Source organism: Roseitranquillus sediminis (assembly GCF_016918935.1).
GTDB lineage: Bacteria > Pseudomonadota > Alphaproteobacteria > Rhodobacterales > Rhodobacteraceae > Roseitranquillus > Roseitranquillus sediminis.
This window is the reverse complement of record NZ_JAFFOB010000015.1, coordinates 113,160-139,164: the sequence shown is the minus strand read 5'-3', so window position 1 is coordinate 139,164 and position 26,005 is coordinate 113,160. Positions and strand designations below refer to the sequence as shown.

Annotated in this window: 20 protein-coding genes, 1 tRNA gene and 1 pseudogene; 9 read left to right on the top strand and 13 right to left on the bottom strand. The window is 66.0% G+C overall.

The annotated features are described in order from the left end of the window. The first annotated feature begins 94 nt into the window (after positions 1-94). On the top strand, positions 95-3,532 hold the full coding sequence (locus JM664_RS08775) for a pyruvate carboxylase (protein ID WP_227419536.1): 3,438 nt from the start codon (positions 95-97) through the stop codon (positions 3,530-3,532). A 3-nt stretch (positions 3,533-3,535) separates the two neighbouring features. Here JM664_RS08775 and JM664_RS18700 read toward each other — a convergent pair whose 3' ends face one another. Beyond that, entirely contained in the window at positions 3,536-3,658 is a 123-nt protein-coding gene (locus tag JM664_RS18700) for a hypothetical protein (RefSeq protein ID WP_264465592.1), read from the bottom strand. Positions 3,659-3,904: 246 nt separating this feature from the next. Here JM664_RS18700 and JM664_RS08770 point away from each other — a divergent pair. From JM664_RS08770 to ccoS, 3 genes are all read left to right on the top strand, one after another. Beyond that, a tRNA-Gly gene (locus tag JM664_RS08770) sits at positions 3,905-3,979 on the top strand. Positions 3,980-4,574: 595 nt separating this feature from the next. Further along, positions 4,575-6,752: a heavy metal translocating P-type ATPase gene (locus JM664_RS08765; protein WP_227419535.1), complete on the top strand. Its 2,178-nt coding sequence runs from the start codon at positions 4,575-4,577 to the stop codon at positions 6,750-6,752. After that, positions 6,749-6,973 (top strand): cbb3-type cytochrome oxidase assembly protein CcoS, encoded by a 225-nt coding sequence (ccoS, locus tag JM664_RS08760; RefSeq protein ID WP_227419534.1) that lies wholly within the window; start codon positions 6,749-6,751, stop codon positions 6,971-6,973. Before JM664_RS08765 ends, ccoS begins: the two co-directional genes overlap by 4 nt. On the opposite strand, the gene JM664_RS08755 is transcribed toward ccoS, so the two are convergent. The 6 genes from JM664_RS08755 to ccoN are packed head-to-tail and all read right to left on the bottom strand — an operon-like array spanning position 6,943 to position 11,505. Then, positions 6,943-7,782: a DUF2189 domain-containing protein gene (locus JM664_RS08755; protein WP_227419533.1), complete on the bottom strand. Its 840-nt coding sequence runs from the start codon at positions 7,780-7,782 to the stop codon at positions 6,943-6,945. The genes ccoS and JM664_RS08755 overlap by 31 nt on opposite strands. A gap of 12 nt (positions 7,783-7,794) precedes the next feature. After that, positions 7,795-7,998, bottom strand: coding sequence for a hypothetical protein (locus JM664_RS08750; protein WP_227419532.1), 204 nt, complete (start codon positions 7,996-7,998; stop codon positions 7,795-7,797). Further along, entirely contained in the window at positions 7,995-8,870 is an 876-nt protein-coding gene (gene ccoP, locus JM664_RS08745) for a cytochrome-c oxidase, cbb3-type subunit III (protein WP_227419531.1), read from the bottom strand. Before ccoP ends, JM664_RS08750 begins: the two co-directional genes overlap by 4 nt. Then, entirely contained in the window at positions 8,861-9,031 is a 171-nt protein-coding gene (locus tag JM664_RS08740; RefSeq protein WP_227419530.1) for a cbb3-type cytochrome oxidase subunit 3, read from the bottom strand. The genes ccoP and JM664_RS08740 overlap by 10 nt, the downstream gene beginning before the upstream one ends. 4 nt (positions 9,032-9,035) lie before the next feature. Further along, entirely contained in the window at positions 9,036-9,845 is an 810-nt protein-coding gene (gene ccoO / locus JM664_RS08735) for a cytochrome-c oxidase, cbb3-type subunit II (RefSeq protein WP_264465590.1), read from the bottom strand. A 4-nt stretch (positions 9,846-9,849) separates the two neighbouring features. Continuing rightward, entirely contained in the window at positions 9,850-11,505 is a 1,656-nt protein-coding gene (gene ccoN, locus JM664_RS08730; RefSeq protein WP_227419529.1) for a cytochrome-c oxidase, cbb3-type subunit I, read from the bottom strand. A 327-nt stretch (positions 11,506-11,832) separates the two neighbouring features. Here ccoN and JM664_RS08725 point away from each other — a divergent pair, with 327 nt between their 5' ends. Continuing rightward, positions 11,833-12,192 carry a hypothetical protein gene (locus JM664_RS08725; RefSeq protein WP_227419528.1) on the top strand — a complete coding sequence of 120 codons (360 nt, stop codon included), beginning with the start codon at positions 11,833-11,835 and terminating at the stop codon, positions 12,190-12,192. Then, positions 12,185-12,787 (top strand): DedA family protein, encoded by a 603-nt coding sequence (locus JM664_RS08720; protein ID WP_227419527.1) that lies wholly within the window; start codon positions 12,185-12,187, stop codon positions 12,785-12,787. Before JM664_RS08725 ends, JM664_RS08720 begins: the two co-directional genes overlap by 8 nt. Before the next feature lie 196 nt (positions 12,788-12,983). On the opposite strand, the gene JM664_RS08715 is transcribed toward JM664_RS08720, so the two are convergent. Continuing rightward, the gene (locus tag JM664_RS08715) at positions 12,984-16,046 is read right to left on the bottom strand and encodes an efflux RND transporter permease subunit (protein WP_227419526.1); all 3,063 of its coding nucleotides are present in this window, start codon (positions 16,044-16,046) and stop codon (positions 12,984-12,986) included. Next, complete coding sequence (locus JM664_RS08710; RefSeq protein WP_227419525.1) at positions 16,043-17,233, bottom strand: efflux RND transporter periplasmic adaptor subunit; 1,191 nt, start codon at positions 17,231-17,233, stop codon at positions 16,043-16,045. The genes JM664_RS08715 and JM664_RS08710 overlap by 4 nt, the downstream gene beginning before the upstream one ends. A gap of 113 nt (positions 17,234-17,346) precedes the next feature. On the opposite strand from JM664_RS08710, the gene JM664_RS08705 reads away from it, so the two are divergent. Together JM664_RS08705 and JM664_RS08700 are read left to right on the top strand one after the other, a co-directional pair. Further along, positions 17,347-17,901 carry a TetR/AcrR family transcriptional regulator gene (locus JM664_RS08705; RefSeq protein WP_227419524.1) on the top strand — a complete coding sequence of 185 codons (555 nt, stop codon included), beginning with the start codon at positions 17,347-17,349 and terminating at the stop codon, positions 17,899-17,901. 399 nt (positions 17,902-18,300) lie between these two features. After that, positions 18,301-18,420, top strand: a pseudogene (locus tag JM664_RS08700) (integrase core domain-containing protein); the annotation flags it as partial. A gap of 189 nt (positions 18,421-18,609) precedes the next feature. On the opposite strand, the gene JM664_RS08695 reads toward JM664_RS08700, so the two are convergent. The 4 genes from JM664_RS08695 to JM664_RS08680 all read right to left on the bottom strand — a co-directional run bounded on the left by JM664_RS08695 (position 18,610) and on the right by JM664_RS08680 (position 24,219). Beyond that, complete coding sequence (locus JM664_RS08695) at positions 18,610-20,445, bottom strand: putative bifunctional diguanylate cyclase/phosphodiesterase (protein ID WP_227419523.1); 1,836 nt, start codon at positions 20,443-20,445, stop codon at positions 18,610-18,612. Then, positions 20,442-21,884 carry a sensor histidine kinase gene (locus JM664_RS08690; RefSeq protein ID WP_227419522.1) on the bottom strand — a complete coding sequence of 481 codons (1,443 nt, stop codon included), beginning with the start codon at positions 21,882-21,884 and terminating at the stop codon, positions 20,442-20,444. The genes JM664_RS08695 and JM664_RS08690 overlap by 4 nt, the downstream gene beginning before the upstream one ends. A 66-nt stretch (positions 21,885-21,950) precedes the next feature. Then, the gene (locus JM664_RS08685) at positions 21,951-23,288 is read right to left on the bottom strand and encodes an aminotransferase class I/II-fold pyridoxal phosphate-dependent enzyme (RefSeq protein WP_227419521.1); all 1,338 of its coding nucleotides are present in this window, start codon (positions 23,286-23,288) and stop codon (positions 21,951-21,953) included. 97 nt (positions 23,289-23,385) lie between these two features. After that, positions 23,386-24,219: an outer membrane protein gene (locus tag JM664_RS08680; protein ID WP_227419520.1), complete on the bottom strand. Its 834-nt coding sequence runs from the start codon at positions 24,217-24,219 to the stop codon at positions 23,386-23,388. A gap of 258 nt (positions 24,220-24,477) precedes the next feature. On the opposite strand from JM664_RS08680, the gene JM664_RS08675 reads away from it, so the two are divergent. Further along, positions 24,478-25,923 carry a sensor histidine kinase gene (locus JM664_RS08675; RefSeq protein WP_227419519.1) on the top strand — a complete coding sequence of 482 codons (1,446 nt, stop codon included), beginning with the start codon at positions 24,478-24,480 and terminating at the stop codon, positions 25,921-25,923. Positions 25,924-26,005: the final 82 nt, after the last annotated feature.

The following is a 26,005-nucleotide window of genomic DNA, read 5'->3' as shown; positions in this document are numbered from 1 at the left end:
TGCTGCGCGAGCATTCGCTCGACGGATCAACCGACGCTGTTTACGCTGCGCCTGCAACGTCGTAGGAATGCTGCACCTGCAAAGTGAGGGCGCCATGCCGGACTTCGCGAAGATCCTCGTCGCCAACCGCGGAGAGATCGCGATCCGCGTGATGCGGGCGGCGAACGAGATGGGCAAGCGCACCGTCGCCGTCTATGCCGACGAAGACAAGCTCTCGCTCCATCGCTTCAAGGCGGACGAGGCGTACCTGATTGGTCAGGGTCTGGGCCCGGTGGCCGCGTACCTGTCCATTGAGGAGATCGTGAAGGCGGCGAAGAAGTGCGGCGCCGATGCGATCCATCCGGGCTACGGGCTCCTCTCCGAGAACCCGGACTTCGTCGAAGCGGTCGAGGCGGCTGGCCTGACTTTCATCGGACCTCGTGCCGAGACGATGCGGCGGCTGGGCGACAAGGCTTCGGCGCGGCAGGTGGCGATCGAGGCGGGCGTTCCGGTCATCCCCGCGACCGACGTGCTGGGTGAGGACATGGCCGAGATCCGGCGGCAGGCCGACGAGATCGGCTATCCGCTGATGCTCAAGGCGTCCTGGGGCGGTGGCGGCCGAGGTATGCGCCCCATCGCCGGACCGGACGAGCTCGAGGGCAAGGTGCGCGAGGGCCGGCGCGAGGCCGAGGCGGCGTTCGGCAACGGCGAGGGCTACCTCGAGAAAATGATCGAACGCGCCCGACACGTCGAGGTGCAGATCCTCGGCGACAGCCAGGGCAACATCTACCACCTCTGGGAGCGGGACTGCTCGGTCCAGCGGCGCAACCAGAAGGTCGTGGAGCGCGCGCCCGCTCCCTACCTCTCCGACGCCCAGCGCGAGGAGCTCTGCGGGCTCGGCCGCCGCATCGCCGAGGCAGTCGGCTACGAGTGCGCCGGCACCGTCGAGTTCCTGCAGGACATGTCCGACGGGCAGTTCTACTTCATCGAGGTCAACCCGCGCGTGCAGGTCGAGCACACCGTGACCGAGGAGGTCACCGGCATCGACATCGTCCGCGCGCAGATCCTGATCGCCGAGGGCAAGAGCCTAGTCGAGGCGACCGGCACGGCCAGCCAGTACGACGTGCGCCTGACGGGTCACGCCATCCAGTGCCGGATCACCACCGAGGATCCGACCAACAACTTCATCCCCGACTACGGCCGGATCACCGCCTATCGCGGCGCGACGGGAATGGGCATCCGTCTTGACGGCGGCACCGCCTATTCCGGCGCGATCATCACGCGGTTCTACGATTCGCTGCTGGAAAAGGTCACGGCCTGGGCGCCGACGCCTGAGGCGGCGATCGCGCGGATGGACCGGGCGCTGCGCGAGTTCCGGATACGCGGCGTCTCGACCAACATCGCATTCGTCGAGAACCTGCTCAAGCACCCGACCTTCCTGTCGAACGAGTACCACACTCGCTTCATCGACCAGACGCCGGAGCTCTTCCACTTCGAGAAGCGGCGCGACCGGGCAACCAAGATCCTGACCTACATCGCCGACGTTACCGTCAATGGCCATCCCGAGACGCAGGGCCGGCCGAAGCCACCCGCCGAGGCGCGCGAGCCGAAACCGCCTGCGCTGCGGGCGGAGCCGGCGCGGGGCACGCGGCAGATCCTCGACGAGACGGGGCCACAAGGCCTGGCCGACTGGATGGCGGCGCAGGACCGCCTGCTCGTGACCGACACCACCATGCGGGACGGACACCAGTCGCTGCTCGCAACCCGCATGCGCTCGATCGACATGATCCGCGTCGCGCCGGCCTACGCCGCGAACCTCCCAGGTCTCTTCAGCGTGGAATGCTGGGGCGGCGCGACCTTCGACGTGGCCTACCGCTTCCTGCAGGAGTGCCCGTGGCAACGCCTGCGCGACCTGCGCACGGCGATGCCGAACCTGATGACGCAGATGCTGCTGCGCGCCTCGAACGGGGTCGGCTACACAAACTATCCCGACAACGTGGTGCGGAGCTTCGTGCACCAGGCGGCGGAGTCGGGGATCGATGTCTTCCGCACCTTCGACAGCCTCAACTGGGTTGAGAACATGCGCGTCGCGATGGACGCGGTGATCGAGGCCGGCAAGGTCTGCGAGGGCACGATCTGCTACACCGGCGACATCGACGACCCGGAGCGCGCGAAGTACGACCTGAAGTACTACGTGACCATGGGCAAGGCGCTGCGCGACGCAGGCGCGCACGTCCTCGGCCTCAAGGACATGGCGGGCCTGCTCAAGCCGAAGGCCGCCGGTCCGCTCGTCAGGGCGCTCAAGGAAGAAGTCGGACTGCCGATCCACTTCCACACCCACGACACCAGCGGCGCGGCGATTGCCACGGTCCTCGCCGCGGCCGACGCGGGCGCAGACGCGATCGACGCGGCGATGGACGCGCTGTCGGGAAACACCTCGCAGCCGACGCTGGGCTCCATCGTCGAGGCGTTCAAATGGAGCGCCCGCGACACCGGCCTCGACATCGGCGCCATCCGCGAGATCTCGAACTACTGGGAGGCGGTGCGCGCGCACTACGCCGCTTTCGAATCTGGGATGCAGTCTCCCGCCTCCGAGGTCTACCTGCACGAGATGCCCGGCGGACAGTTCACCAACCTCAAGGCGCAGGCCCGCTCGATGGGCCTCGAGGAGCGCTGGCACGAGGTCGCGCAGACCTATGCCGACGTGAACCTGATGTTCGGCGACATCGTGAAGGTGACGCCGTCGTCCAAGGTGGTCGGCGACATGGCCCTGATGATGGTGAGCCAGGGGCTGACCCGCGCGCAGGTGGAGGATCGCTCGGTCGACGTCTCGTTCCCCGACAGCGTCATCGACATGATGCGCGGGTCGCTCGGCCAGCCCCCCGGCGGCTGGCCGGAGAACATCCAGAAGAAGGTTCTGAAGGGAGAGAAGCCGCTGCGTGATCGCCCCGGCGCGCACCTCGTGCCGGTCGACATCGAGGCGAAGCGCCGGGAACTGGAGGAAGAGCTGGGGCTCGAGATCGACGACGAGGATCTCAACGGCTACCTGATGTATCCCAAGGTCTTCACGGAGTACGCCCGGCGGCACGAGACCTACGGGCCCGTTCGCACGCTGCCGACGCGCACCTTCTTCTACGGCATGGAGCCGGGCGAGCAGATCTCGGCGGAGATCGACCCCGGCAAGACGCTGGAGGTCAGGCTCCAGGCGGTGGGCGAGACCAACGAGCAGGGGCAGGCCCGCGTCTTCTTCGACCTGAACGGCCAGCCGCGCGTGATCCGCGTGCAGGACCGCAAGGTCGCGGCCTCCGGCGCCATCAAGCCCAAGGCCGACCCCAGCGATGAAAGCCATGTCGGCGCGCCGATGCCGGGCGTCGTCGCCTCAGTCGTCGCCAAGGCGGGCGCCACCGTTCGGCAGGGCGACCTGCTGCTGACAATCGAGGCGATGAAGATGGAAACGGGCATCCACGCCGAGCGCGACGCCACGGTCAAGGCCGTCCACGTCACGCCCGGCACTCAGATCGACGCGAAGGACCTGCTGGTCGAACTGGAGTGAAGTTCAGGGCTCGCGCGACGACGGCACAAGCACCTCTCGATCGAGCGCGGCAAGCGCGTCCGTCAGCCGCTGTCGCATCCTTAGAAGGTGGTTGAACTGCGCGTCGCACCCCGCGATGGGTGCCAAACAGGCTGCAATCTCATCGCGTACCGCAAGGCGCGCCTCTTCGAATCCGCGCCGAAGCAAGTACGTCCTCCACGACGCTTCCCACGGTTGAACCCGCTGATGATGCCCCTCTGGAACAATGCCATCAAGCCGCCGCGTTCGACGCGACGCCCCTCGGTGCTTGACGCCACGACGCCCCGCCATGCCGCCATTTTTTCGCTTGCAGGCCATTCGCTCGCTGGATAGACACCGCGTCACCCAATGGATGCGGGCGTAGCTCAGGGGTAGAGCATTACCTTGCCAAGGTAAGGGTCGTGAGTTCGAATCTCATCGCCCGCTCCAAATTTTTCACGACAATGAGCTTTGATGCGTCGAGAACGTGGGGCGTTTCCGCAGTTTTTTGCGCCGGAGCGCATGAGGGACCGCTTGCCATGCTGCTTGGCGGCAAATCGGACCCGCGCACGGCTGACTTGGTTACCCCTTTTTCGACAGCATCGCATGGTGCAGCGAAATTCCGCGGGTCGAACGCGAGATGCGCCGGACCCTCCGCACCGCGATCGGGCGCATCCATTTCTCAACTCATATGACTGCGAAGGGTCTCGAACTCGGTCCACGTACTAGACCGCGAGGTCGGTGCGTGGCCTGCTGGCGTCCGGCTTGTCGCCACCTCCGTGGTCGATCCCATCTGCCGCAGAGAGATCAATTCCGAGAGGGACGTCCCGATCCCGGCAAGCCAGTGTTCGACGGGACGACTTCGTGAGTGGTATCAGATATACCATCCATTGGAGGGTCCCGAGCTCCGACAGACCAGCGGGGCGTCCCTGGGGGCGACGGAGGAGACCGGACGTTGAGTTGCTGCAGCGATGCGCCTTCGGCAGGCAATGATACCGACACCGATCCTCAATCCCGTCTGGCGTCGGCCGAGCGACGTGTGCGCGTGCGGCAGACAGCCGATGGCCGGGGCGCATGCGTCGTTTCGGTGCCGGGCATCAGCTGCGGCGCCTGCATTGGCACGATCGAGCGGGCGCTGGCGGGATGTGAGGGTGTCGTTGCAGCTCGGGTGAACCTCACGCAGCGGCGCGTCTTGGTGACACTGGAGAGCCCGGAGAGCGACCCTCTGCCCGCGCTTGAGCGGATTCGGACGGCCGGCTATGCGGCCGAGGTCACCGAGAGCGAGATACCGAGCGACGGCGGCGACACGCATTCCGCGGCTCGCCTGCTGCGCTGCCTCGCTGTTGCCGGCTTCGGCGCGGCCAACATCATGCTGCTGTCGGTCTCTGTCTGGTCGGGCGCGGAGGGTGCGGCGCGTGACACGTTCCACCTGATCTCTGCACTCATCGCTCTGCCTGTCGTTGCATACGCCGGCCGCCCGTTCTTCGCCTCCGCGCTGAGCGCGCTGAAGGCGGGACGGCTGAACATGGACGTGCCGATCTCGCTCGCGGTGCTGCTCGCCACCGGGCTGAGCGTTTTTGAGACGATCCGGGGCGGCGAGCACGTGTTCTTCGACGCGGCGGTGGTGCTGCTGTTCTTCCTGCTCATCGGGCGCTATCTCGACCTGCTCATGCGCGCCAGGGCGCGGAGCGCGGTCGTCGGGCTGGCGCGGCTCGCTGCAAAAGGGGCGATGGGCGAGACCGCTGACGGCGCGGTGGCCTACGTGGAGCTCGATGCGATCCAGCCGGGCATGGTGCTGCGCATCTCTCCCGGGGAGCGAATTCCGGTCGATGGCCTCGTCCTCGATGGCACTACCGACCTCGACCGCTCGCTCGTCACGGGCGAGCACGCCCCCGCACATGCCGGCCCCGGCACGCCGCTCGAGGCGGGCATCCTCAACTTGACCGGGCCGATCCGGATGCGTGCCGTGCGACCGGCCACAGAGTCGTTCCTCGCCGAAGTCTCGCGCATGCTCGAGGCGGCAGAGCGGGGCCGCGGCGACTATGTCCGCATCGCCGACCGCGCAGCGCGTCTCTACGCGCCCCTGGTGCATCTGCTGGCAGCGCTGACCTTCGCCGGCTGGGTCGTCGCCACGGGCAACTGGTACGGCTCGCTTTTCGTCGCGATCTCGGTTCTCATCATCACTTGCCCCTGCGCGCTCGGCCTTGCGGTTCCGGTCGTGCACGTCGTCGCCGCGGGTCGGCTCTTTCGCGAGGGCATCATGATGAAAGACGGCTCAGGGCTCGAGCGGCTGGCGACCATCGACCGCGTCGTGTTCGACAAGACCGGCACCCTGACCACCGGTGCCCCGCGTCTTGCCGGCGGTGGCCCTGAGACGGCCGAAGACCGTGCGATTGCACGCGCGCTCGCGGCAGAGTCACTGCATCCGCTGTCCAGAGCGATCGCCGCATCCGTCGACGCGCCGCCCGTCCGGCTTACCAATGTCCGCGAGGTGCCGGGCTGCGGCATCCAGGCCCTGGCCGACGGACGTGCGGCCCGGCTGGGCCGGCCCACCTGGGTAGCCGAAATCGCCGATGGCGCGGCGCCGGCCGCAGACGGCCCCGCCTTCGCGCGTGCCGGAGGTGCGATGTCGTCGTTCCGCATATCCGAAACCCTGCGCCCGAACGCGTCCCGCGTCGTGGAGGCGTTTCGTGACCGGGGGATCCCCGCCGAGCTCCTCTCCGGGGACGGATCGCAGGCGGTCGCCTCGATCGCGCAGCGGATCACGTTCGACGAGGTGCGTCACGGCGCGACGCCGGCCGAGAAAGTCGCCCATCTGGAGGATCTGCGCAGGGCGGGACTGCGCGTGCTGATGGTCGGCGATGGCCTGAACGATGCCGCCGCCCTGGCCGCGGCTCATGTTTCGATGGCGCCAGGCTCCGCATCCGACGCGGGCCGCCTCGCCGCCGACTTCGTCTTCACCCGCGAGAACCTGGACGCGGTCATCGTCGCGCACCGCATTGCACTCAGGTCGGCCCGCCTGGTCATGCAGAACTTCGGCCTTGCCGCCATCTACAATGCCATCGCCATACCGCTTGCGGTGGCCGGCTTCGTCACGCCGCTGGTGGCCGCCGTCGCCATGTCGGGGTCTTCCATCCTCGTGGTCGGCAACGCGCTGCGTTTCGAGGGCTTCGGCACCGGCGCCCGCCGTGCGGCGCCGCAAGCGAAGGAGAGCTACGCGTGAGCATCCTGTCCCTGCTCATCCCGGCCAGCCTGATCCTCGGCCTAGTGGGTCTCGGCGCCTTCCTCTGGAGCCTGCGGAGCGGCCAGTACGAGGATCTTACGGGGTCGGCCGAGCGCATCCTGCTCGACGAGGACGACAAGCCGTTGCCACCGGCGTCGGACGCCCAGCGGCCGCAGGGCTCGTCAGAGAGTCAGGCGCGGCTTTCCCGCTCCGACCAGTAGAACACCCGTTCGCCCCGCGTGGTGCGGATGGCGCGGTAGGCGTGCCATGTCGCGTGGCCGAGAACCGGAAAAATGACGATCAGCCCGGCGAAGACCGTCAGGACCGAAACGGCGAAGAGGCCCACGACGATCGCGCCCCACACCAGCATCACCGGCAGGTTGTTCCAGACGAGCGACAGGCTGATGCCCATGGCAGTCAGCGCGTCGGTTTTCTCCTCGAGCATCATCGGCATCGCGAAGACGCTGATGGCGAAGGCGAAGCTCGCGAAGAGGCCGCCGATGACGGTGCCGGTAACGAGCAAAGACCAGCCGTACCAGGTGGTGAAGAGCATCGGGATGATCTCGTCGAAGCCCGCAAACGCTCGCACACCCATGTGCAGCGCGTAGAGCAGCACCGCCGCCCTCTGCCACAGCATGAAGAGAAGGAGCAGCAGCAATCCCAGGAATACCGCCTGATAGGTAGACGCCGGCCGCACGAAGAGCATCTGCGAAAAGCTGGTGCGCTCCCCCCGCTCAAGCCGGCGGCTCTTTTCGTATAGGCCGGTGGCGATCAGGGGCCCGAGGACCATGAAGCCGCTGAGCGCGGGAAAGAAGAAGTAGTCGACTTCGAACCGGAACATCCCCCAGGTCACGAAGATCGAGACCAGGAAGACGGCGGAGCCGTAGAGGACGCTCGGCAGCGGGTTGGTCCGCAGGTCGCGCCACCCGGCCCCGAGCCAGTCGACGGCAGTCCGCCGCGGCAGGTTCAACGCCTTTTGGTTCGGCCGGGGCAGCGGCGGGACGACCTTTGGGAGAGCTTCGCTTTCCATCGTGCGACTCCGTCAGCAGGCGGACTTGGCGGCGCGGAAGGTGGTGCCTCTCCCGTCCGGCGCCTTGAGGTGGGGCACGCACTCCGGCTGCGAGGCGAGCGAGACGTAGACGAGGTGGACATTCGCCACGGTGAACACCGCCACGATGCCGGCGCCGATCCCGACGAGGGTCCAGCGACCCCTGCGGCCGAGGCGCGGAGACGACGTCTCGCTCATCCGCCCTCCTCCGGCAGGACGTCGAGGAGGTAGACCGCCAGCATCTTGCGCTCGGCCTGGGTCAGCCGGCCCTCCCAGCCAGGCATCCAGCCCATGCGCCCGTCATGAATCGTGACGAACAGCGTCTCGGTGTCGCCGCCGTAGATCCAGGCGTCGTCGGTCAGGTTCGGTGCGCCGAGATCGTTGACGCCGGTCGCGTCCTCGCCGTGGCAGCTCGCGCAATTGTCGGCGAAGAGCATCGCTCCCTCCTCGCGCATCTGCGGCGGCGGATCGGCGAGACCGGAGAGCGACTGCACGTAGGCGACGACGGTGCGGATCTGCTCGCGGGTGAGGATATCGGTCTCACCGAAGGCCAGCATCTGGGAGAACTGCGTTTCGGGATGCGCCGAGTTGATGCCCACGCGGATCGACTCGAGCACTGCCTCGTCGCTGCCGCCCCAGAGCCAGGCATCGTCGACGAGGTTCGGGAACCCTGGGCCCCCGGCGCCCGAGACGCCGTGACAGACGGCGCAATTATCGCCCCAGATCGCCGGTGCGGCGCCGCTGACAACCTCCATCAGCGTCTCATCCTGGCGGATCCCGTCCAGCGACTCGCCCTCGAAGCGCACCACCCAGTGCTCGCGGTAGCGCTCACCCGCCTCGATTTCGCCGGCCACGAGCTCGCGCTGGTCCAGCCCCAGAATGCCCTTGGTGTAGCTCGTCACGAGCGGCCAGGTGGGCAACAGGATCCACATGACGAGCGCCCAGAGATGGGTGATGCCGATGAACCACCAGATCGCCCGCGGCACGCGGGTGTTGAGCTCGGTGATGCCGTTCCACTCGTGACCGGTTGTCTGGTGGCCGGTCAGCGGATCCCGCTCCTTCACAGACATGGGCCGTCCTCGTCTTCGAGCACGCTTCGGGCGGCGCGGTCGAACTCGTCACGCTTCGATGGCCAGAATGCATAGGCGCAGGCCGCAAGGAACATAACGATCAGGTAGAAGAGCCCGAACGTCTTGGCGAAGGCGACGAGGGTTTCGTGGCTGATGTCCATGCGCCTACTCCTGGTCCTCGACCACCTGCTGCGCCGCCTCGATCGCCTCGATGTCGATCAGCCGACCCAGCACCTGCAGGTAGGCCACCATCGCGTCCATCTCGGTCGGAACGCCCGCCAGGTCGTCGAAGTTGCGGATGTTCGTCTCCTCGCCGTAGCGCTCGATCAGGCCATCAACGCGTGCGCCGTCGGGGTCCACCTGCGCGAGCGCGTCCGGGATCGCGTTCTCGATCTGCTCGTCGCTGTAGGGAACGCCGACCATTCGCAGTGTCGCCAGCCGCTCCGGCAGGTCGCGAAGGTCCGCCTCGCGCCGGGCAAGCCAGCGGTAGGCGGGCATCACCGACTCCGGCACGACGTCGCGCGGATAGTAGAGATGCGCGACGTGCCAGGCGTCGGAATACTTGCCACCCACGCGGGCGAGGTCGGGCCCGGTGCGCTTCGAGCCCCAGAGCATCGGGTGATCGTACTGCGACTCGACAGCCAGCGAATAGGGGCCCCAGCGGTCAACCTCGTCGACCAGGGTGCGGACCATCTGACTGTGGCAGGTGGAGCAGCCCTCGCGGATGTAGATGTCGCGCCCCACCTGCTCGAGCGGGGTGTAGACGCGCATGTCGGGCACGTCTTCCACGGTTTCGTCTATGGTGAAGAGTGGCGCGATCTCGACCGCGCCGCCGATGCCGCCGGCGACGACGATGGCGAGGGCGAGGGCCAGCGAGTAGCGCTCGAGCCGGTAGTGGCCGCGGAAGATCAACAGAAAGACCGCGTGGAACGGCGCGACGACCTTCTTGAGCGTCTCGTTCAGCTTGTCGAACATCGCGCTACTCCGCCGGGACGCTGCGGTCGTCTGCCTCGCCCGCGGGCGAGGTCGGGCGGTCGAGCGCGAGATGCGCCTCCGGCGCCTGCCGGATCGTCATCCAGATGTTGAAGACGCCGATCCCGGTGCCGATGAGGAACGCCGTGCCGCCCACCGCCCTGGCGACGTAGTACGGGATCATCGCCGAAACGCTGTCGATGAATGAATACTGCAAGGTCCCGGCATCCGTATAGGTGCGCCACATCAGCCCCTGCAGGATACCGGAGTTCCACATCGCGAAGACGTAGATGACGGTCCCCATGACGGCGAGCCAGAAGTGCCACTCGACCAGGCGGTTCGACCACATCCGCTCGCGCCGCCAGATCACGGGCACTGCCGCGTAGACCGCGCCGAAGATCAGGATGGCGTTCCAGCCGAGAGCCCCCGCGTGGACGTGCGCCACCGTCCAGTCCGTGTAGTGCGACAGGGCGTTTACCCCACGGATTGCCAGGAACGACCCCTCGAAAGTGGTAAGCCCGTAGAAGATCGCCGCGACCATCATGAACCGCAGCGTCGCGTCGTCCCGCACCTTGTGCCAGGCTCCGTTCAGCGTCAGCAGCGCGTTCGCCGCCGTCGCCCAGGACGGCACCAGCAGCATGACGGAGAACGTCATCCCCAGCGTCTGCACCCAGTGCGGCAATGCCGTGTAGTGCAGGTGGTGCGAGCCCGCCCAGACGTAGAAGAAGACGATGCCCCAGAAGCTCAGGATCGACAGCCGGTAGGAATAGATCGGCCGCTCCGCCCGCTTGGGCAGGTAGTAGTACAGCATCCCGAGGAAGCCGGCGGTCAGGAAGAACGCGACCGCGTTGTGGCCGTACCACCACTGCATCATCGCGTCCTGAACGCCGGACCAAAGGATGTAGCTCTGCGACCCGCCGAAGGAGACCGGCACCGCGATGTTGTTGAAGATGTGCAGCACCGCGACGATCAGGATGAACGCCATGTAGTACCAGTTCGCCACGTAGATGTGCGGCTCGTTCCGGCGCGCGAGGGTGCGCATGTAGAGGACGAAGTACGTCACCCAGACGACGACCAGCCAGAGATCGGCGTACCATTCGGCCTCGGCGTACTCCTTGGACTGGTTGATGCCCATCAGGTAGCCGGTGACCGCGAGGATCACGAAGAGCTGGTAGCCGATCAGCACGAACCACGGGCTGAACTCGCCGGCAAGTCGTGCGCGACTGGTGCGCTGCATGACGTGGAACGACGTTGCGATCAGGGCGCTGCCGCCGAAGCCGAAGATCACCGCCGTGGTATGCGCCGGTCTCAGCCGTCCGAAGCTCGCCCAGGGCGCATCAAGGGTCAGGTCCGGCCAAGCCAGCAGGTAGGCTACCCACAGGCCGAAGAACATGCCGATAACGGCCCAGATCATCGACAGGACGATGCCGACCTTGATCGGATCGTCGTAGTACGCGCGCCGTCGCTCCGCCGGAGGCTCCGGGTCGTCAAGACGTGCGAGCACCGCGAAAGACAGAGCGGCGCAGAAGGCGAGGATGATCAAGCCGTGCGCCCCGAAGGCTTCACCAGCTCCCGCCGCCGCCATCGCCAGCCCGACAACGGCACCGAGGATCAGGATGACCAGGCCGGCCTGGCGCTGTCCCACCGTCAGTGCGCCGATCATGTCCCTCTCCTCGAAATCGATTCTTTTCAGCAACTCTCGCCGATCATTCGCGATTTGTGAACCGTCATGCCCGTTCCGGGAGAAGAGCCGAGTAATATTGAACACTCCTGCCCGGTTTTTCACGCAGCGCCGTGCCGGTATCAGGCATGCGCGGCGCCGCCGTAGAGAGCGTGGAGCCACCATGTGCGAGCGCAGCGAGCAAGCACCGGCAAGGCAGGCCGAACTGCCGGCCATGAACCTCGCGACGATACGGCAGTTACCCGGCTGGACTCGTCGACTGACACTTGCCAACGTGTCGAGATCATTGCGCCGGTGAGCCCAGGGCGGATGGAGGCGCGACGCGTGCTCAAGTTCTTCAAGAGCCACCCGATCCTGAGCATGGTGTTCGCCATTGCGCTCGTGGTCACCGCGCTCTTCCTCGTCCGCTTCGCGGTCTCGACGATCGTGTGGTCCGATCCTGATCCTCACCAACAACCGATCGCCGGCTGGATGACACCGCGCTACGTGGCGAGGTCCCGGCAGGTGCAGCCGGAGATCGTCGCCGACGCGTTGGGGCTCGGGCGAGACGGCACCGGACGCCGCCTGACGCTCGACGAGATCGCCGTCTCACAGGACCGGAGCCTCGAGGAGCTGAGACTGGCGCTCGAAGCCGCGGTGAGGGACGCCCGGAGCGAGACGGGTGACTGAGACGCTCTTCGGATACGTCTCGAGCTATGGCCTGCCGGTCATTGCCATCTCCGCCTTCCTTTCCTGCCTCGCGCTCCCCATTCCCACGTTCGCCGTCATGCTGTCCGGCGGGGCCTTTGCCGCGTCTGGCGACCTCGTGCTCTGGCAGGTGCTGTCAACCGCCTACCTTGCCGCCGTGCTCGGCGATCAGTCGGGGTTCCAGGTCGGGCGCTGGAGCGGACGCGCCGCCATCGAGTTCCTGGCGCGGTCTCCGAAGAAAGAGGCGCTGATCGCGCGGGCGAATGCCTCGGTGGCCCGGTGGGGCGGCGCCGGTGTGTTCTTATCGACATGGCTCTTCGCTCCGCTCGGGCCGTGGGTGAACCTCATCGCCGGAGCCGCAGGAATGCCGCGCCTGCAGTTCCTTGCATGGGACTCGACCGGCGAGGCGATCTGGGTCGCCACCTATGTCGGCCTTGGCTTCCTCTTCGGCTCGCGGCTCCCGGATCTGGTCGAGCTCGTCGGAAACTGGGCGGGACTGATATCCTCGATCGGCATCAGCTCCGTGCTGGGCGCCCTCCTCGTCAGAGCGGCTATCCGCCACCGTCGCCGAGAATGACGCGGACCCGCCAGGGCGAGGATCACGGCAGCTCGGCAACCCGGTCAGGCCGGGAGCCACCTTGCGGCCATGCGGCGCCGACGTGCCCGAGGACCAGCGACCGGAATTTCCGTGTCAGCTCGGCCTTACCGACCGCCCAGCACACGAGTTTCGCAAGCGGCGTCCTGAGCCGTCAGCTGCGCCGCCGCATCTGCCGTCACTCGGCGGCAACCGGCGCGGCGCGCGCGTCCGGCGCGTTTCGCGGGCGGGAGATGTACGTATAGAACATCGGGACGACGAAGAGGGTGAAGAGCGTCCCCACCATGAGCCCGGAGAAGATCACGAGGCCCATCGCCTGGCGCGCCGCGGCCCCGGCGCCGGCTGCAATCATCAGCGGCACCACTGCCAGCGCCAGCGCGGCGGTGGTCATCAGGATGGGCCGCAGCCGCACCTTGGCGGACTCGACGATCGCCTCGCGCACAGAAAGCCCCGCCGCCTGCCGCTGGTTTGCGAACTCGACCAGCAGGATCCCGTGCTTGGTGATGATGCCGATGAGCGTGATCAGCCCGACCTGTGTGTAGATGTTGAGCGACCCGAGCCCGAGGTTCAGCGGCAGGATCGCGCCGAAGATCGACAGCGGCACGGACATCATGATGATGAACGGGTCTCGGAAGCTCTCGAACTGCGCGGCGAGCAGCAGGTAGATCACGATGAGCGCAGCGGCAAAGGCCACGAGAATTGTATTGCCCTGCTCGACCTCCAGGCGCGACTGCCCGGAGTAGTCGATGAAGAACCCGTCCGGCAGCGCCTCACGGGCAAGCTCCTGGATCGTCGCCAGGCCCTCGCCGGTCGTGACGCCTGGCAGCGGCAGCGCCGAGATAGTCGCCGAGTTCAGCTGGTTGAACTGCTCGATCGCCGCCGGCGAGGCGTTGGTCGATACGTCGATCACCGACGACAGCGGTATCATCGCCCCGGTGGCCGAGCGCAGGAAGTACTCGCCGAGCCGCTCGGGGTTGGCACGGTAGTCCTGCGGCACCTGCGTGATGACGTCGTAGCTCTGGCTCTCGCGGTCGAACTGGCTGACCGCACCGCCGCCGACGAGGATGCCGAGCGTCGAGCCGATGTCCGCCACCGGCACGTTCAGCGCCGCCGCGCGGTCGCGGTCGATGGTCACCGTCACCTGCGGCGCGTCGAATGCGAGCGAGTTCTGCACCACGATGAACCGCCCGGTCTGCTGCGCCGCCAGCCGGATCTCCTCGGCGACCTCATAGACCTGGGCCGGATCGCCGGTCGACTGGATCACCAGCGAGATCGGCAGGCCTCCGCCCGCGCCCGGCAGCGACGGCGGCGCGAAGACCAGCGCCTCGACCCCGTCGACGGCGGCGATGCGGCCCTGGATCTCCTGCTGGATTTCGGCCTGGCTGCGGTCGCGCTCGGCCCAGTCCCTGAGGCCCCAGATGGCGAAGCCGGAATTGGTCTGCCCGCCCATGCCGACGATCTGGAACTGCGCGCGCACCTCCTCGATATCGCGGGTCAACTCGCCGATCTCGGCGGCGTACTCGAAGGTGTATTCGCTCGTCGCGTAGCGCGGCCCGGTCAACAGCGAGAAGAGGGCGCCCGAATCCTCCTCCGGCGCCAGCTCGCTCGACGTGTTGAGGAACATGAACCCGGTGACGCCGACCAGCACGACGACCATCAGGAGCGTCACGGGCCGGTAGTCGAGCGAGCTCTCGACGCGCCGCTCGTACCAGTTCGACAGCCGGTCGGAGGTGCGATCGACGATCCGCTGAAACCGGCTGTGCCCGCCGGATTTCAGCAGCCGCGCCGACATCATCGGGGTGATCGTCAAAGCGATGAGGCCGGAGATCAGCACCGCCCCGGCCAGCGTGAACGCGAACTCGCGGAACAGCGATCCGGTCAGTCCGCCGGCAAACCCGATCGGCACGAATACAGCGACGAGCGTCAGCGACATCGCCACGATCGGCAGCCAGATCTCCTGCATTCCCCTGATCGCCGCCGCCAGCGGCTTCATCCCCTCCTCGACATGGCGGTGGATGTTCTCGACGACCACAATCGCGTCATCGACGACGAGGCCGATCGCCAGCACCATCGCAAGCAGCGACAGGAGGTTGATCGAGTAGCCCATCAACCAGAGGAAGAAGCAGACGCCGACCAGCGACAGCGGGATCGTCGCGATCGGCATCAGCACCGACCGGAACGAACCAAGGAACAGGAGGATCACCAGCACCACGATGATCACCGCCTCGGCGATTGTCTTGAACACCTCCTCGATCGAGGCCGAGATGGTCTCGGTGGCATCATATACCATCGAGACGGTCATCCCGTCGGGCAGGCTGTCGCGGATTGCGGGCAGCTCCTCCAGAACCCCCGCCGCCACGTCGAGCGGGTTCGCCGCGGGCGACGGGAAGACGCCGATGAAGGTTCCCGGTTCGCCATTGAAGCGCACCACGGTGTCGATCGATTCGGCGGCCAGCTCGACCTCTGCCACGTCGCCGAGGCGCACCACGTCGTCGCCCTCGGCCCGGATCGGCAGCTGTGCGAACGCTTCCGGCGTCTGCAGGGTCGACTGCAGCGTGATGGAATAGCTCACGTACTCGTTCCGGGTCGAACCCGGCGCCGACAGGAAGTTCGACGAATTGATCGCCGCCAGCACCTCGGACGCCGTGACGCCGCGGCTGGCAAGCTTCACCGGGTCGATCCAGACCCGCATCGCGTAGTTCGCCGCGCCGATGATCTGCACCTCGGCCACGCCCTCGATCGTCGACATCCGCGGACGGATCACCCGCTCGAGGTACTCGGTCAGCTGCTCAGGGCTCATGTTCTCGTTCTGGAAGGCGAGGTACATGATCGCGAACTGCATGCCGGTGCCCTTGACGATCACCGGATCCTTGGCCTCGGAAGGCAGCTGGCCGCGCACCTGCTGGACCTTCGACATCACCTCGGTCAGCGCAATGTCGGGATCGGCGCCGAGCTGCATCTGCACCGTCACCGTCGAGACGGACGGCCGGCTCTGCGAAGTCACGTAGCTGACGTTCTCGGTGGTGGAGACGGCGCGCGCGATCGGCGCGGTCACGAAGCCCTGCATCAGGTCGGCGCTGGCGCCCGGGTAGGTCGTGGTGATGGTGATCACCGTCTCCTCAACCTCCGGATACTGGCGCACCGGCAGGTTGAGGAGACCCTGCAGCCCGAGGAGCAGGATCAGCGCGCCCAGCACCGTCGACAGCACAGGGCGGCGGGTGAAGAGTTCGGGCAGGCTCATTCGCCGGCCTCCGCCGCCTGCACGGCTCCCGCCGCACTCTCTTGGGCTGGCGCCGCGTCTTCCGCCGCCGCTTCGCCAGCGTCGCCACCTGCGGCTCCGTCTGCGTCTCCGTCCGCCCGTGCGTCCTCGAGCGTCACCGGCGCGCCATTCGACAGGCGGTTCTGCCCTGCGACGACCACCCGGTCGCCGGCGGCGACGCCGCGCACGATCTCCACCCGATTGTTCTGCCGCGATCCGGTATCCACGAAGACCTGCCGCGCCTCCAGCGTCCCGCCCTCCTCGGCCTCGGCCACCGCATAGACAAAATCGCCGTAGAGACTGGTGGTGATGGTCGTCTGCGGCAGCGCGACGACGCCATCCTCGGCCGGCAGACGCACCTGGACGCGCACGAACTGACCCGGGCTCAGCGCACCGTCGGTGTTGTCGATCTCGGCCCGCACCGAGACCAACCGGGTCGCCGGGTCGATCCGCGGCTCGATCCCGGTGATGAAGCCGGTGGCGTGGCCGCCGGCCTCCGAGATGAGGTCGACCGGCTGGCCGATCTCTATCTGCGGCAGCTCCTGCTCGGGCAACGAGAAATCCACCCGCAGCATGTCGAGGTCCTGCAGCGTCGCGACCGTTGCGCCGGCGGCGACATACTGGCCCTCCTCGACCTTGGGAATTCCGATGTCGCCCGTGAATGGCGCCACCAGCGCCTTCTGCTCGATCAGCGCGCGGGTGCGCTGCACTTGCGCGCGCGCCGAACTCAGCGCCGCCTCGGCCTCGTTGATGGTCGCCTCCGACGCCACGCCTCGATCGCCCAGCGAGTTCACCCGGTCCAGCGTCTGCTGCGCCAGCCGCACAGCCGACTCGGCCGCCGCGAGATCCGCCTGCTCGATCTCGTCGCCGATGCGGACCAGGACCTGCCCTGCCTCGACCGTGTCGTTGGCCTCGAAGCTGACCTCGCGCACGACACCGACCGCTTCGACGGCAAGATCGATGCCGCGCAGCGCGTAGACCGTTCCGATTGCCTCGAGCGTCGGCACCCATTCGCCGGCCTCGGCAACGACGGTGTCGACCGGCAGCGGCTGCACGGGCCGATTGGCGAAGAAGTCCTCGATGGCCTGATCGCGGAACATGTTGAAGCCCACCACGCCGCCGGCCACAAGGCCGAGCAGCACGATGGCGAGAACAAGGCGCTTGATCATCGTACCTGGTCCGTTTTCGTGGCCCTGCGCCGTGCCGGGGCACGTCGCAGCTCTTGCGGCTGTCGGGCAACCTACTGTACCGTCCGGACGGTAATGTCAAGGGACGGGCGTCGATGACACAGACCACAGCAACACGGCCCGACGCGCGTGAGCGCATTCTGGAGGCAGCCTGCGCGCTGGCGGCCGAGTTTGGGCCCGGCAACATCTCCATCGATGCAGTGGCAGCGCGTGCGGGCCTCTCCAAGGGGGGCGTCCTCTATCATTTCCGCGCCAAGACCGACCTGCTCGCGGCGGTGGTGCAAAGCCACATCGACCGCAGCGCCAAGGCGATCGACGATGAGTTCGCCGCCGCCGCAGGCCCCAATGCATTGGCAGTGGCACTCATCGCCGTCCACCGCGAGGAGGACAGCGCCGGGCGACCGCCGGCCGCGGGCGTCCTTGCCGCGATCGCAGAGAACCCCGACCTCCTCGACCCGCTGCGGGAGCACCATTCCGGCATCGTGAACCGCCTCGACTCGGAATCGGCCGACCCCGATCTCGCAACGATCGTCTACCTCGCCCTCGAGGGACTGAAGGCGCACCGTCTGTTCGGCTTTGACGCGACAGGCTGCCGAAGCGAAAAGGCGCTGCTCGCCCGCATGGAGCAGCTCCTGCGCGAGGCCAGCTGAGGGCCGCCCACCGGCACTCGAGCAGGTTTCGCCTTCTAGCCGAGACATGGGCCGTTGCGAGCCGGGATCCTTTGGTCATGGATGATGCAGGAAGATGATCCATGGGCCGCAGTCGGTTCAGGGAGAAGAGGATAATCGGCGGGCCCTAGGAGCACGAGGCGGTGCCAAAGACGGGCGGACGCTGCCCCGGCACGGCATCAGCTCGGCAACGTTCAGCACCTGGCGGAAGCGCTACGACGGCATGGAGGCGGGCGAGGCGGCTGCACAAGCGCGAGGCGGAGAACGTCAAACTGAAGCGCATCTTCGCCGCCCAGATGCTCGACAAGTCAGCGAAGAAGGAGCTGCTGGGAAAGCGCCGGTAATCCCGCGAGGCGGCGATGCCCCGCGGCCTATCTTCCGGTCCAGAATGCCTTCGTCGAAAGCCTGAGCGGCAAGCTCCGCGACCAGTGCCCGAACCTGGACTGGTTCCGCTCGCCCGCCCACGCCCGCAAGATGATCACCTGCTGGCGCCACCGATAGGGCGCCGAACGCCCGCAATCGGCGCTCGATTATCGCGCTACGCGAGAGCCCCTATCGGCTCAACACTCAATCTTGGCCGAAGAATCCCAGTCAAGCCCGCCTCAGAGCGGAGAAAAGGTTACACTGCCTCCGCCTCGGTCAGGATGAAACATCGAACCGGGGCGGCGCCGGTGGAGCGCCGCCAGCCCGTCAGCCTTGGCGCGCCGCGTCCATGTACTTCACCGTGTCCTCGAGCGACAATGGGACGCTCAGCAAGAAGCCCTGAAGTTCCGAGCAGCCGTGAGCGATCACCGCTTCGAGCTGGTCCTCGGTCTCGATCCCCTCGGCCGTCGTCTTGATGCCGATCGAGGTGCCGAGCTGGACAATCGCGCTGATAATCGCTGACGTGTTCGCGTTGCTGTTCAGGTCGCTGATGAAGCGACGATCGATCTTCAGCTTGTCGAAAACGAAGTTCTGCAGATAAGCCATGGACGAATAGCCGGTGCCAAAGTCGTCGATCGCGACCCGCACCCCGAGCTCACGGATCCTGCCCAGGATTTCTACGTTCTTCTCTCCAGCCTCCAGCAGGCACCCTTCGGTGATCTCCACCTCCAGCCGCTCCGCGGGCAGTCCCGATCGCTCGAGAGCGACCTTCATCGCGCTGACCAGATCGGGGTCCCGGAACTGCTCAGGCGACAGGTTGACCGAGACCGGCACCGGCTCCACCCAGGCGGCCGCATCGGCGCAGGCACGCCGGAGCACCCATGCGCCAAGCCGGTTGATGAGGCCGGACTCCTCGGCCGCCGGAACGAACATTCCCGGCGAGATCAGACCCTTCTCCGGATGGTGCCACCGCACCAGCGCCTCGAAGCCGTTGATCTTCTTCGTGCTCGCGTCGATCAGCGGCTGATAGTAGACCGTGAACTCCTCGCGATCGAGGGCGCGCCGGAGGTCGACCTCAAGCAGGCTCCGCTCGCGCTGCTCGTCGAGCAGCCGCTGCTCGAAGACGACGGTGCGTCCACGACCGGCAGCCTTGGCGTTGTACATGGCCAGGTCTGCAGCCTTCATTAGCGTGTCGGTGCGAAAGTCACAGAGCTCGGAGTTCGCCACGCCGACGCTCGCGCTGATGTGCCACCGCGACTCATCATCGTTTTCGAATGGCTCGCTGAGCGTTTCCACAACCTGCTGCGCGCGCTCGAGCGCTCTGTTGGCGACTCCGTCCTCGGCGATCAGCGCCGCAAACTCGTCCCCTCCGAGGCGCGCCACGGCCACGGCATCCTTCAGCGTCGCCGTGAGGCGCGCCCCGACCTGCCTCAGAAGGTTGTCGCCGACGGTGTGGCCATAGACATCGTTGATCGCCTTGAAGCGATCGAGGTCGATGAAGAGGGCGTGGTATCCCCGCTCCACTCGCCGCGGATCTTCCATTGCGCTGGTCATCTTCTCGCGGAACGCGACCCGGTTCATCAGCCCGGTGAGCTCGTCGTGATAAGCGAGGTACTGCAACTGATCCTGCGACCTCTTGCGAGCGCTGGCCTCGCTCTCGAGAAGCGCGCTGGTCCGCTGCAGCTCTTCCCTGTCCTTGGCAGTTTCGAGCGCCTGGCCATCAGCGATCCGCTTGCGGTCGAGTTGCGAGTGGATCCGCGCCAGAGCCACGGTGAAGTCCACCGGCTTTATGATATAGTCGTTCGCCCCCAGGTCGAGGCTCTGGGCCACGTCCTCGCTCAGGGTCTTGGCCGAAACCATGATGATCGGAAGCTGATCGGCGGATAGGGTTCGGCGGATCCTGCGCACGACTTCCGTCCCGTCGATGTCCGGCATCATGATGTCGAGCAGGATGAGGTCGACGTGCTCACGCTCAACGATGTCGAGTGCCTCGGTGCCGTTCTCTGCCTCCAGCATCTCGAACCCACGACGACCCAGGCGGCGCACGAAGATGTCGCGATTGTCTTCGACGTCATCGACGACAAGGATGCGCGCGGGCCGGCCCGGCTCCGATGTCTGGTCCGCCGAAGTCATCTCCGCAGGCGAGGTAACGTTGATGTTCATGCCAAAATTCCTTCGATGGCCGGGCTAGGCTGTACTCGCGCCGGAAGGTTGAGATCTGGTTTCTGAAGACTGTCTTTCTGGGGACCCGTCGATCGGTAGTGAGCCGGGACCTGGGCCACGAAACAGGAGCCCTGTCCCGGCCGGCTGGTCACCGTGATCTCGCCGCCGAGCAGGTTGCAGAAATGCTGCGACAGGGGCAGACCGATCCCGGTTCCGCCGTACTTGGCGACCGTGTCGGCCTCGGCCTGCTCGTAGTTGCGAAATATGCGAGCGATGCCGTCTTCGGAGATGCCGATGCCGGTATCGAGGACCGCCACGCGCAGGTTGTCCCGGCCCGACTGCTCCGTGATGTCGAAGTCGAGCTTTATCACGCCTTCGGTGGTGAACTTCGCGGCGTTGCTCAGCAGGTTGATTACGATCTGCCGTAGCCGCATCGGGTCGCTCGACAGCACGTAGTCCCGCCTGGTGCAGTTCACCACGAACCGGTTGCCGTTCTTCTTGACCATCGGCAGCGCGGTCGCGACGATCTCGTTGCATAGGTCGCCGAGTTCGAAAGCGGCGATCCCAAGGAACTCGTCGTCCTCCTCGATCGCCTTGCTGTCGAGGACGCGTGAGACCAGAGACAGCAGGTGCTTGCCCGCCGCCATGATGCGCGAAACATCCTTGATGCGGACGTCGTCGTTCTTCCCACAATCCTCCAGGTCTTCGATCAGCATCTCGGAGTAGCCGATGATCGAGTTGAGAGGCGTGCGGAGTTCGTGGCTGATCTTGGAGAAGAAGCGCGCGCGCATCTTGACCAGCGCCTCGGTCTTCGTGCGCGCCTCCTCGAGCTCGTAGAACGTCTTGCGGCTCCGATCGGCCTCCGCCTCGAGCTCAGACTTGAGGCCGACGATACGCGAGTAATAAAGCGCCATCCACGTGATGTAGACGGTAGCGGAGCCGGCCGAGAGCCAGAACAGCGCGCCCATCTGCTCGATCGGAATGCTGCTCGAGGTCGAGGTAAAGGCGGCAATGACGAGAAACAGCGCCACGTTCAGAATGAAGATGAAGATTACCGTGAGGGCCCTCTTGCTGCAGTACAGAAGCCCGAGAACCAGGCTCACGATGAGCCACGGCAGGAACGGCGAGTTGAATCCGCCGTAGTGATAGGATGCGAAGAGCGAGGTCATCGCCAGGAGCTGGAACGACATCAATCCGACCAGCCGGATGCGCCCCGTCGCCCTCAGGACGAACGGAAGCGCGACGAAACCCATCGTGCACAATACGAGTGTGGTGAGCACCGCATCGAAGCGAAGGGAGACGTACCAGATGTACGCCCACATCGGTTGAGCCAGCATCGGCCCGAAAAGGTGCGTGAAGACAAAGACGTTTGCCAGCTCCCGGTCCGTCCGGTTCACGAGCTTCGCGGGAACGAACCACTCGACAAGAGTCGAAATCATTGCAGCACCTTCGTCCTTTTCGACCGGCTCCACCGCGGGCGGAGCCGGATCAATGGATTTTGCTCTTCAGCTTGCCTTCGCCAAGAAGACCGGCGAGACGCGCTCCTCAAGCTGGAGTGCGGCCAATTTCATGCCGGCTTCCATGCTCGCCGCAGCGGCTTCGATCTCGTCTGCCGTGTGTCCGGCCATGACCTGCAACCGGAACCGAGCCTGGCCCTTGGCGACGGCCGGAAACTCGACGAGGTTGGCAAGCAGGCCAAGCGCGGGGAGCTCGCGTGCCGTCAGGCGCGCCAGGGCTTCGGCCCCGGTCTTGACCGCGACGATGGCCGACGGGTCGCCGTAGAATTCCATGCCGCGGTTTCGGATCTGCTCGCGGAGCGAAAGCACGTTGCTCATCAGCTTCTCCCGAAGCACCTGCCCCTCTTCGGACCGGACGATCTCGAGCGCCTTGGCGATCGTGGCGACTTGCGCCGGCGACAGGGCATTGGAGAAGGTGCAGGAGGGACTGTAGAACCGCAGGTACTCCTTGACCGCCCGGTTGTCGGTGGCGACGAATCCGCCGTTTGAACCGAACGTCTTGGAGAAGCTGCCCATGATGAGGTCGACCTGGCCGAGCATGCCCTGGGCACCGATGTGCCCCGTGCCGCCAGGCCCGAGGTTGCCGAGATCGTGCGCCACGTCGACGACCAGGAGGGCGCCGTACTGGCGCGCCAGCGTCTGGAATGCCGAGATGTCCGGCACGTCGCTGTCCATCGAGAACAGCCCTTCGGTCACGATCAGTATGCCCGCGTCGGGATTGGCCGAGCGAATGGCGGTGATCTTCTTGCGGGCGTCGTCGACGTTCAGGTGCCGGAACGGCACCACGTTGCGGGTCGCCGCCGCCGCACCGACCTGCAGGCAGGCGTGAGCCAGCGCGTCGATCAGGATGTAGTCGTGGTCGCGGACGAGGCCCTTGATGACGCCAAAACCTGCGGCCCAGCCCGTCGGATAGAGGATCGCCTCGCGCATCTGGACGAAGTCGGCCAGCTGCTGGTCGAGGCCGATCGAGGTCGACGTGTTGCCGACAAGCGCGGGCGAGCCGGCGGAATGGACGCCCATGTCGTCGATCGCCGCTTTCGCCGCCGCGGCAACCGCGGGATGCGACGAGAGGCTCAGGTAGTCCTGCGACGCGAAGTTGACGCCTTCGGCGAGGATGCCGCGGTCATCGCGCACTGCACATGAGGCGCTCGGCCCCTTCTCGGTCGAACGCGAGAACGGCCAGGTGCCGCACTGGCGGCGAACGTCCTGCCACTCATAGAACGCCTCACAGCGTCCGATCAGGTCCGGCCCTTTCTGGACCCGGAAGTCCCTCATACTCCCTTCGAGCGCGCGCTGCGGCACGCTGAACTCTTCACTCGTTCCCATGGTATCACCCCGTTACAGCAGTCGGGGGTGTCCTAGCGTCCGCTTGTTTAAGGGAGCATGAACCGGATGCTTTCGATCTCGGGAATCTGCGAGTCAGTCAGAAATGATAGCTGATGCCCACTTCCGCGATGATGGTATCATTGCCGAACTCGTAGCTCAGGCTCTGGCCAGGAAAGACGACCTCGTCGCGAGCTTCGATCGTCACGTCTTCGAGGTCGTAGTACGACGCCTCGGCCCTCAGGCTCAGGCGGTCCATCAAGCGATGCTCCAGACCGAGGCCGACGACGTAACCGATTCGGGTGCCCTCATCCGACCATGATCCCGAAAAATCGACCTGGTCGCGCGGATCCTCGAGATCGAGCGTGAACTCGTTCTCGACGGCGCCGCCGGCAATTCCGGCCGTGACGTAGAAGAGGCTGCGGTTTCGGCTCAGGCCGGCCCGGAGCCTGAGGCTCGCAAGGTTGTCGAAATCCGTACTGTATCCCGAGACCGTATTGACGCCCTCGAAGTCTGGCAGACCTGTGCCAGGATCGATGCGGCTGAACTCGAACTCGTTTTTTTTGCCCAGTCCGCCGATATCGAGTTCGACGCCTGCGACGAAGCTGCCGCGCTGCGTGTTGAAGCCGACGTGCCCGCCACCGAGCAACGCCCTGTCCTCGTCATCGATTGACCCGGGAAAGAGGCCGAGGGCCACGTCACGCTCGATCAGCCCGCCCACCGCGTCTTCCCTTCGTGCGCGCCCGTCATCGAACGATGCGCCGAGGCTCAGTCCGGCATAAGGCCCGCTCCAGTCGAGAACGGCGGGCGGTCCTGGTGCCACGACGGGCGCATCTGCGATCGGCATCGGTCCCGCGGCCAATGCCGGGCTCGCCAGCGCGAGAACCGCCGCCGTTGCGCGACATACAAGCCTGATCACGGCGGATTTCGTCATGTCGCCGCTCCCTGAATCTATGTGTTCCCGCCGGGTGCAGCGCGAACATCGCACGAGCTTTCGTCGGAATACTTGAGGAGATAGCTGTCCCGCGACAACAGTCCTCCGCAAAGCCCGCGGGTTGTTTCTGCGTCTGCGCCTGAAAGTGCAGCCTTTCCGCTACACTTCGAGTGCAGATCCGGCTTTTCCTCTCCTTAACACGTGCCCGGTAGACCTTGAGCCGGCGCAGGCGAGCGCCGCAGCAGAAGGACAGGACCATTGAGCACGGCGGCCAAGATCTCGACACTGTTCTCGCGATGCTACTGGCACCTTACCGAGTATTTCCTGCCCGACCACGTGGCGGGAAAGCCGGAGGCGACGAACCAGGCCCGCATGTTCCTCTTGAGCCACTTCCTCGGACCCTGCTTCGGTCTCAGCGCCCCGCTGGCGCTCTACCTGCTCGATCCGACGCCGGGATTCGAGATCCTTGTTCTGGCGGCGAGTATCCTGTCCTTCTGGGTCTTTCCGTTCCCGTTGAAGTGGGGTGTCTCCTACCGGAAGCTGGTGATGATCTCGATTGCCGTCGACTGGTTCGCCATCTACTGGGCGTGCTTCCACTTCGGCGGCGCTCATTCGCCAACGCTCATCTGGATACTGATCATCCCGGTCCTGTCGGTGTTCTACATCGGCGGCGATCGCCGGATGACGAGGGACCTCCTCCTCCTCGGTGCCGCCTCGTCGCTCGTCTTCATGGCCGTCTATGTCGTCTTCGAGCCGCCGACAAACGACATCCCGACAGCCGCGTTGAAGGTGCTGGGCGCCGTCTCGGCATTTGCCGTGATGTGCTACGTCAGCGTGATGGCGATCTACTATGCGCGCATCTTCGATGCCGGCGCCGACCTAGAGCAGGAAGTAGCGCGACGGAAGATGATGACCGCAGAGCTCCAACGCTCGCTGCAGGCCGCCGATCGCGCCGCGTCAGCGAAGTCCGAGTTCCTCGCGCGAATGAGCCACGAGTTGCGCAGCCCGCTCAACGCAATCGTGGGCTACGGAGAGCTTCTCCGCGAGTCCTGTAGCGAGGATGGCGACAGGATGCTGGATCGCGACCTCGGCCGCATCCTTGAGGCGGGAGACTATCTCACACGGCTGATCGACAGGATTCTGACCTTGGCCAAGATCGATTCCGGAAAGATGAGGTTCAACCCCAAGCCGCACGACCTCGCTCAGGTCATCGAAGAGGTGATCTCCGGGGAACGTGAGTTGATCGAGACGAACGGCAACAGGGTCACTGTCTCCGTCGCGCCGGAGACGTCCGCCGTGGTCATCGACCACATGTACGTCGTCCAGATCATCGCCAGCATCGTCAAGAACGCCGCGATCCACACGAGGGATGGCGCTATCTCGATCGCAACCGAAGCCACGCGCCTCGGAAACAAGGACGCGATCAAGATTTCCGTCAGCGATACGGGATGTGGCATTGCCCAAGACGTCCTCCCCGTGATCTTCGAGACGTTCCTCACCGAGCGCGAGGCGGCCGCGGGACGCTACGGCGGCACGGGACTTGCGCTCGCCGTCACGAGCAAGCTCTGCCAGGCCATGGGCGGACAGGTGACGGCCGAGAGTGTCGAGGGCGAGGGCAGCACCTTCCACGTCACGCTGCCGAAACGCACTCCGGCCACGCCGCCAATGCAGGCGCAGGCCCTGCGCCTCCCGATGGCGGCCTGAGCGCGTCATCCAAACACGCAAGCCGTTGCCGACACGACTGCGCGTGATCCGGACGCCAACAGAAGCGCCTGCGGCGTCCGGG

Coding starts and splice junctions, on each gene's coding strand:
- JM664_RS08680 (WP_227419520.1), bottom strand. CDS start 24,219: ATGACGAAATCCGCCGTGATCAGGCTTGTATGTCGCGCAACGGCGGCG.
- JM664_RS08775 (WP_227419536.1), top strand. CDS start 95: ATGCCGGACTTCGCGAAGATCCTCGTCGCCAACCGCGGAGAGATCGCG.
- JM664_RS08710 (WP_227419525.1), bottom strand. CDS start 17,233: ATGATCAAGCGCCTTGTTCTCGCCATCGTGCTGCTCGGCCTTGTGGCC.
- ccoP (WP_227419531.1), bottom strand. CDS start 8,870: ATGTCTGTGAAGGAGCGGGATCCGCTGACCGGCCACCAGACAACCGGT.
- JM664_RS08750 (WP_227419532.1), bottom strand. CDS start 7,998: ATGAGCGAGACGTCGTCTCCGCGCCTCGGCCGCAGGGGTCGCTGGACC.
- JM664_RS08725 (WP_227419528.1), top strand. CDS start 11,833: ATGGAGGCGCGACGCGTGCTCAAGTTCTTCAAGAGCCACCCGATCCTG.
- JM664_RS08695 (WP_227419523.1), bottom strand. CDS start 20,445: ATGAACATCAACGTTACCTCGCCTGCGGAGATGACTTCGGCGGACCAG.
- JM664_RS08685 (WP_227419521.1), bottom strand. CDS start 23,288: ATGGGAACGAGTGAAGAGTTCAGCGTGCCGCAGCGCGCGCTCGAAGGG.
- JM664_RS08705 (WP_227419524.1), top strand. CDS start 17,347: ATGACACAGACCACAGCAACACGGCCCGACGCGCGTGAGCGCATTCTG.
- JM664_RS08755 (WP_227419533.1), bottom strand. CDS start 7,782: ATGGAAAGCGAAGCTCTCCCAAAGGTCGTCCCGCCGCTGCCCCGGCCG.
- JM664_RS08715 (WP_227419526.1), bottom strand. CDS start 16,046: ATGAGCCTGCCCGAACTCTTCACCCGCCGCCCTGTGCTGTCGACGGTG.
- JM664_RS08690 (WP_227419522.1), bottom strand. CDS start 21,884: ATGATTTCGACTCTTGTCGAGTGGTTCGTTCCCGCGAAGCTCGTGAAC.
- JM664_RS08740 (WP_227419530.1), bottom strand. CDS start 9,031: ATGGACATCAGCCACGAAACCCTCGTCGCCTTCGCCAAGACGTTCGGG.
- ccoN (WP_227419529.1), bottom strand. CDS start 11,505: ATGATCGGCGCACTGACGGTGGGACAGCGCCAGGCCGGCCTGGTCATC.
- ccoO (WP_264465590.1), bottom strand. CDS start 9,845: ATGTTCGACAAGCTGAACGAGACGCTCAAGAAGGTCGTCGCGCCGTTC.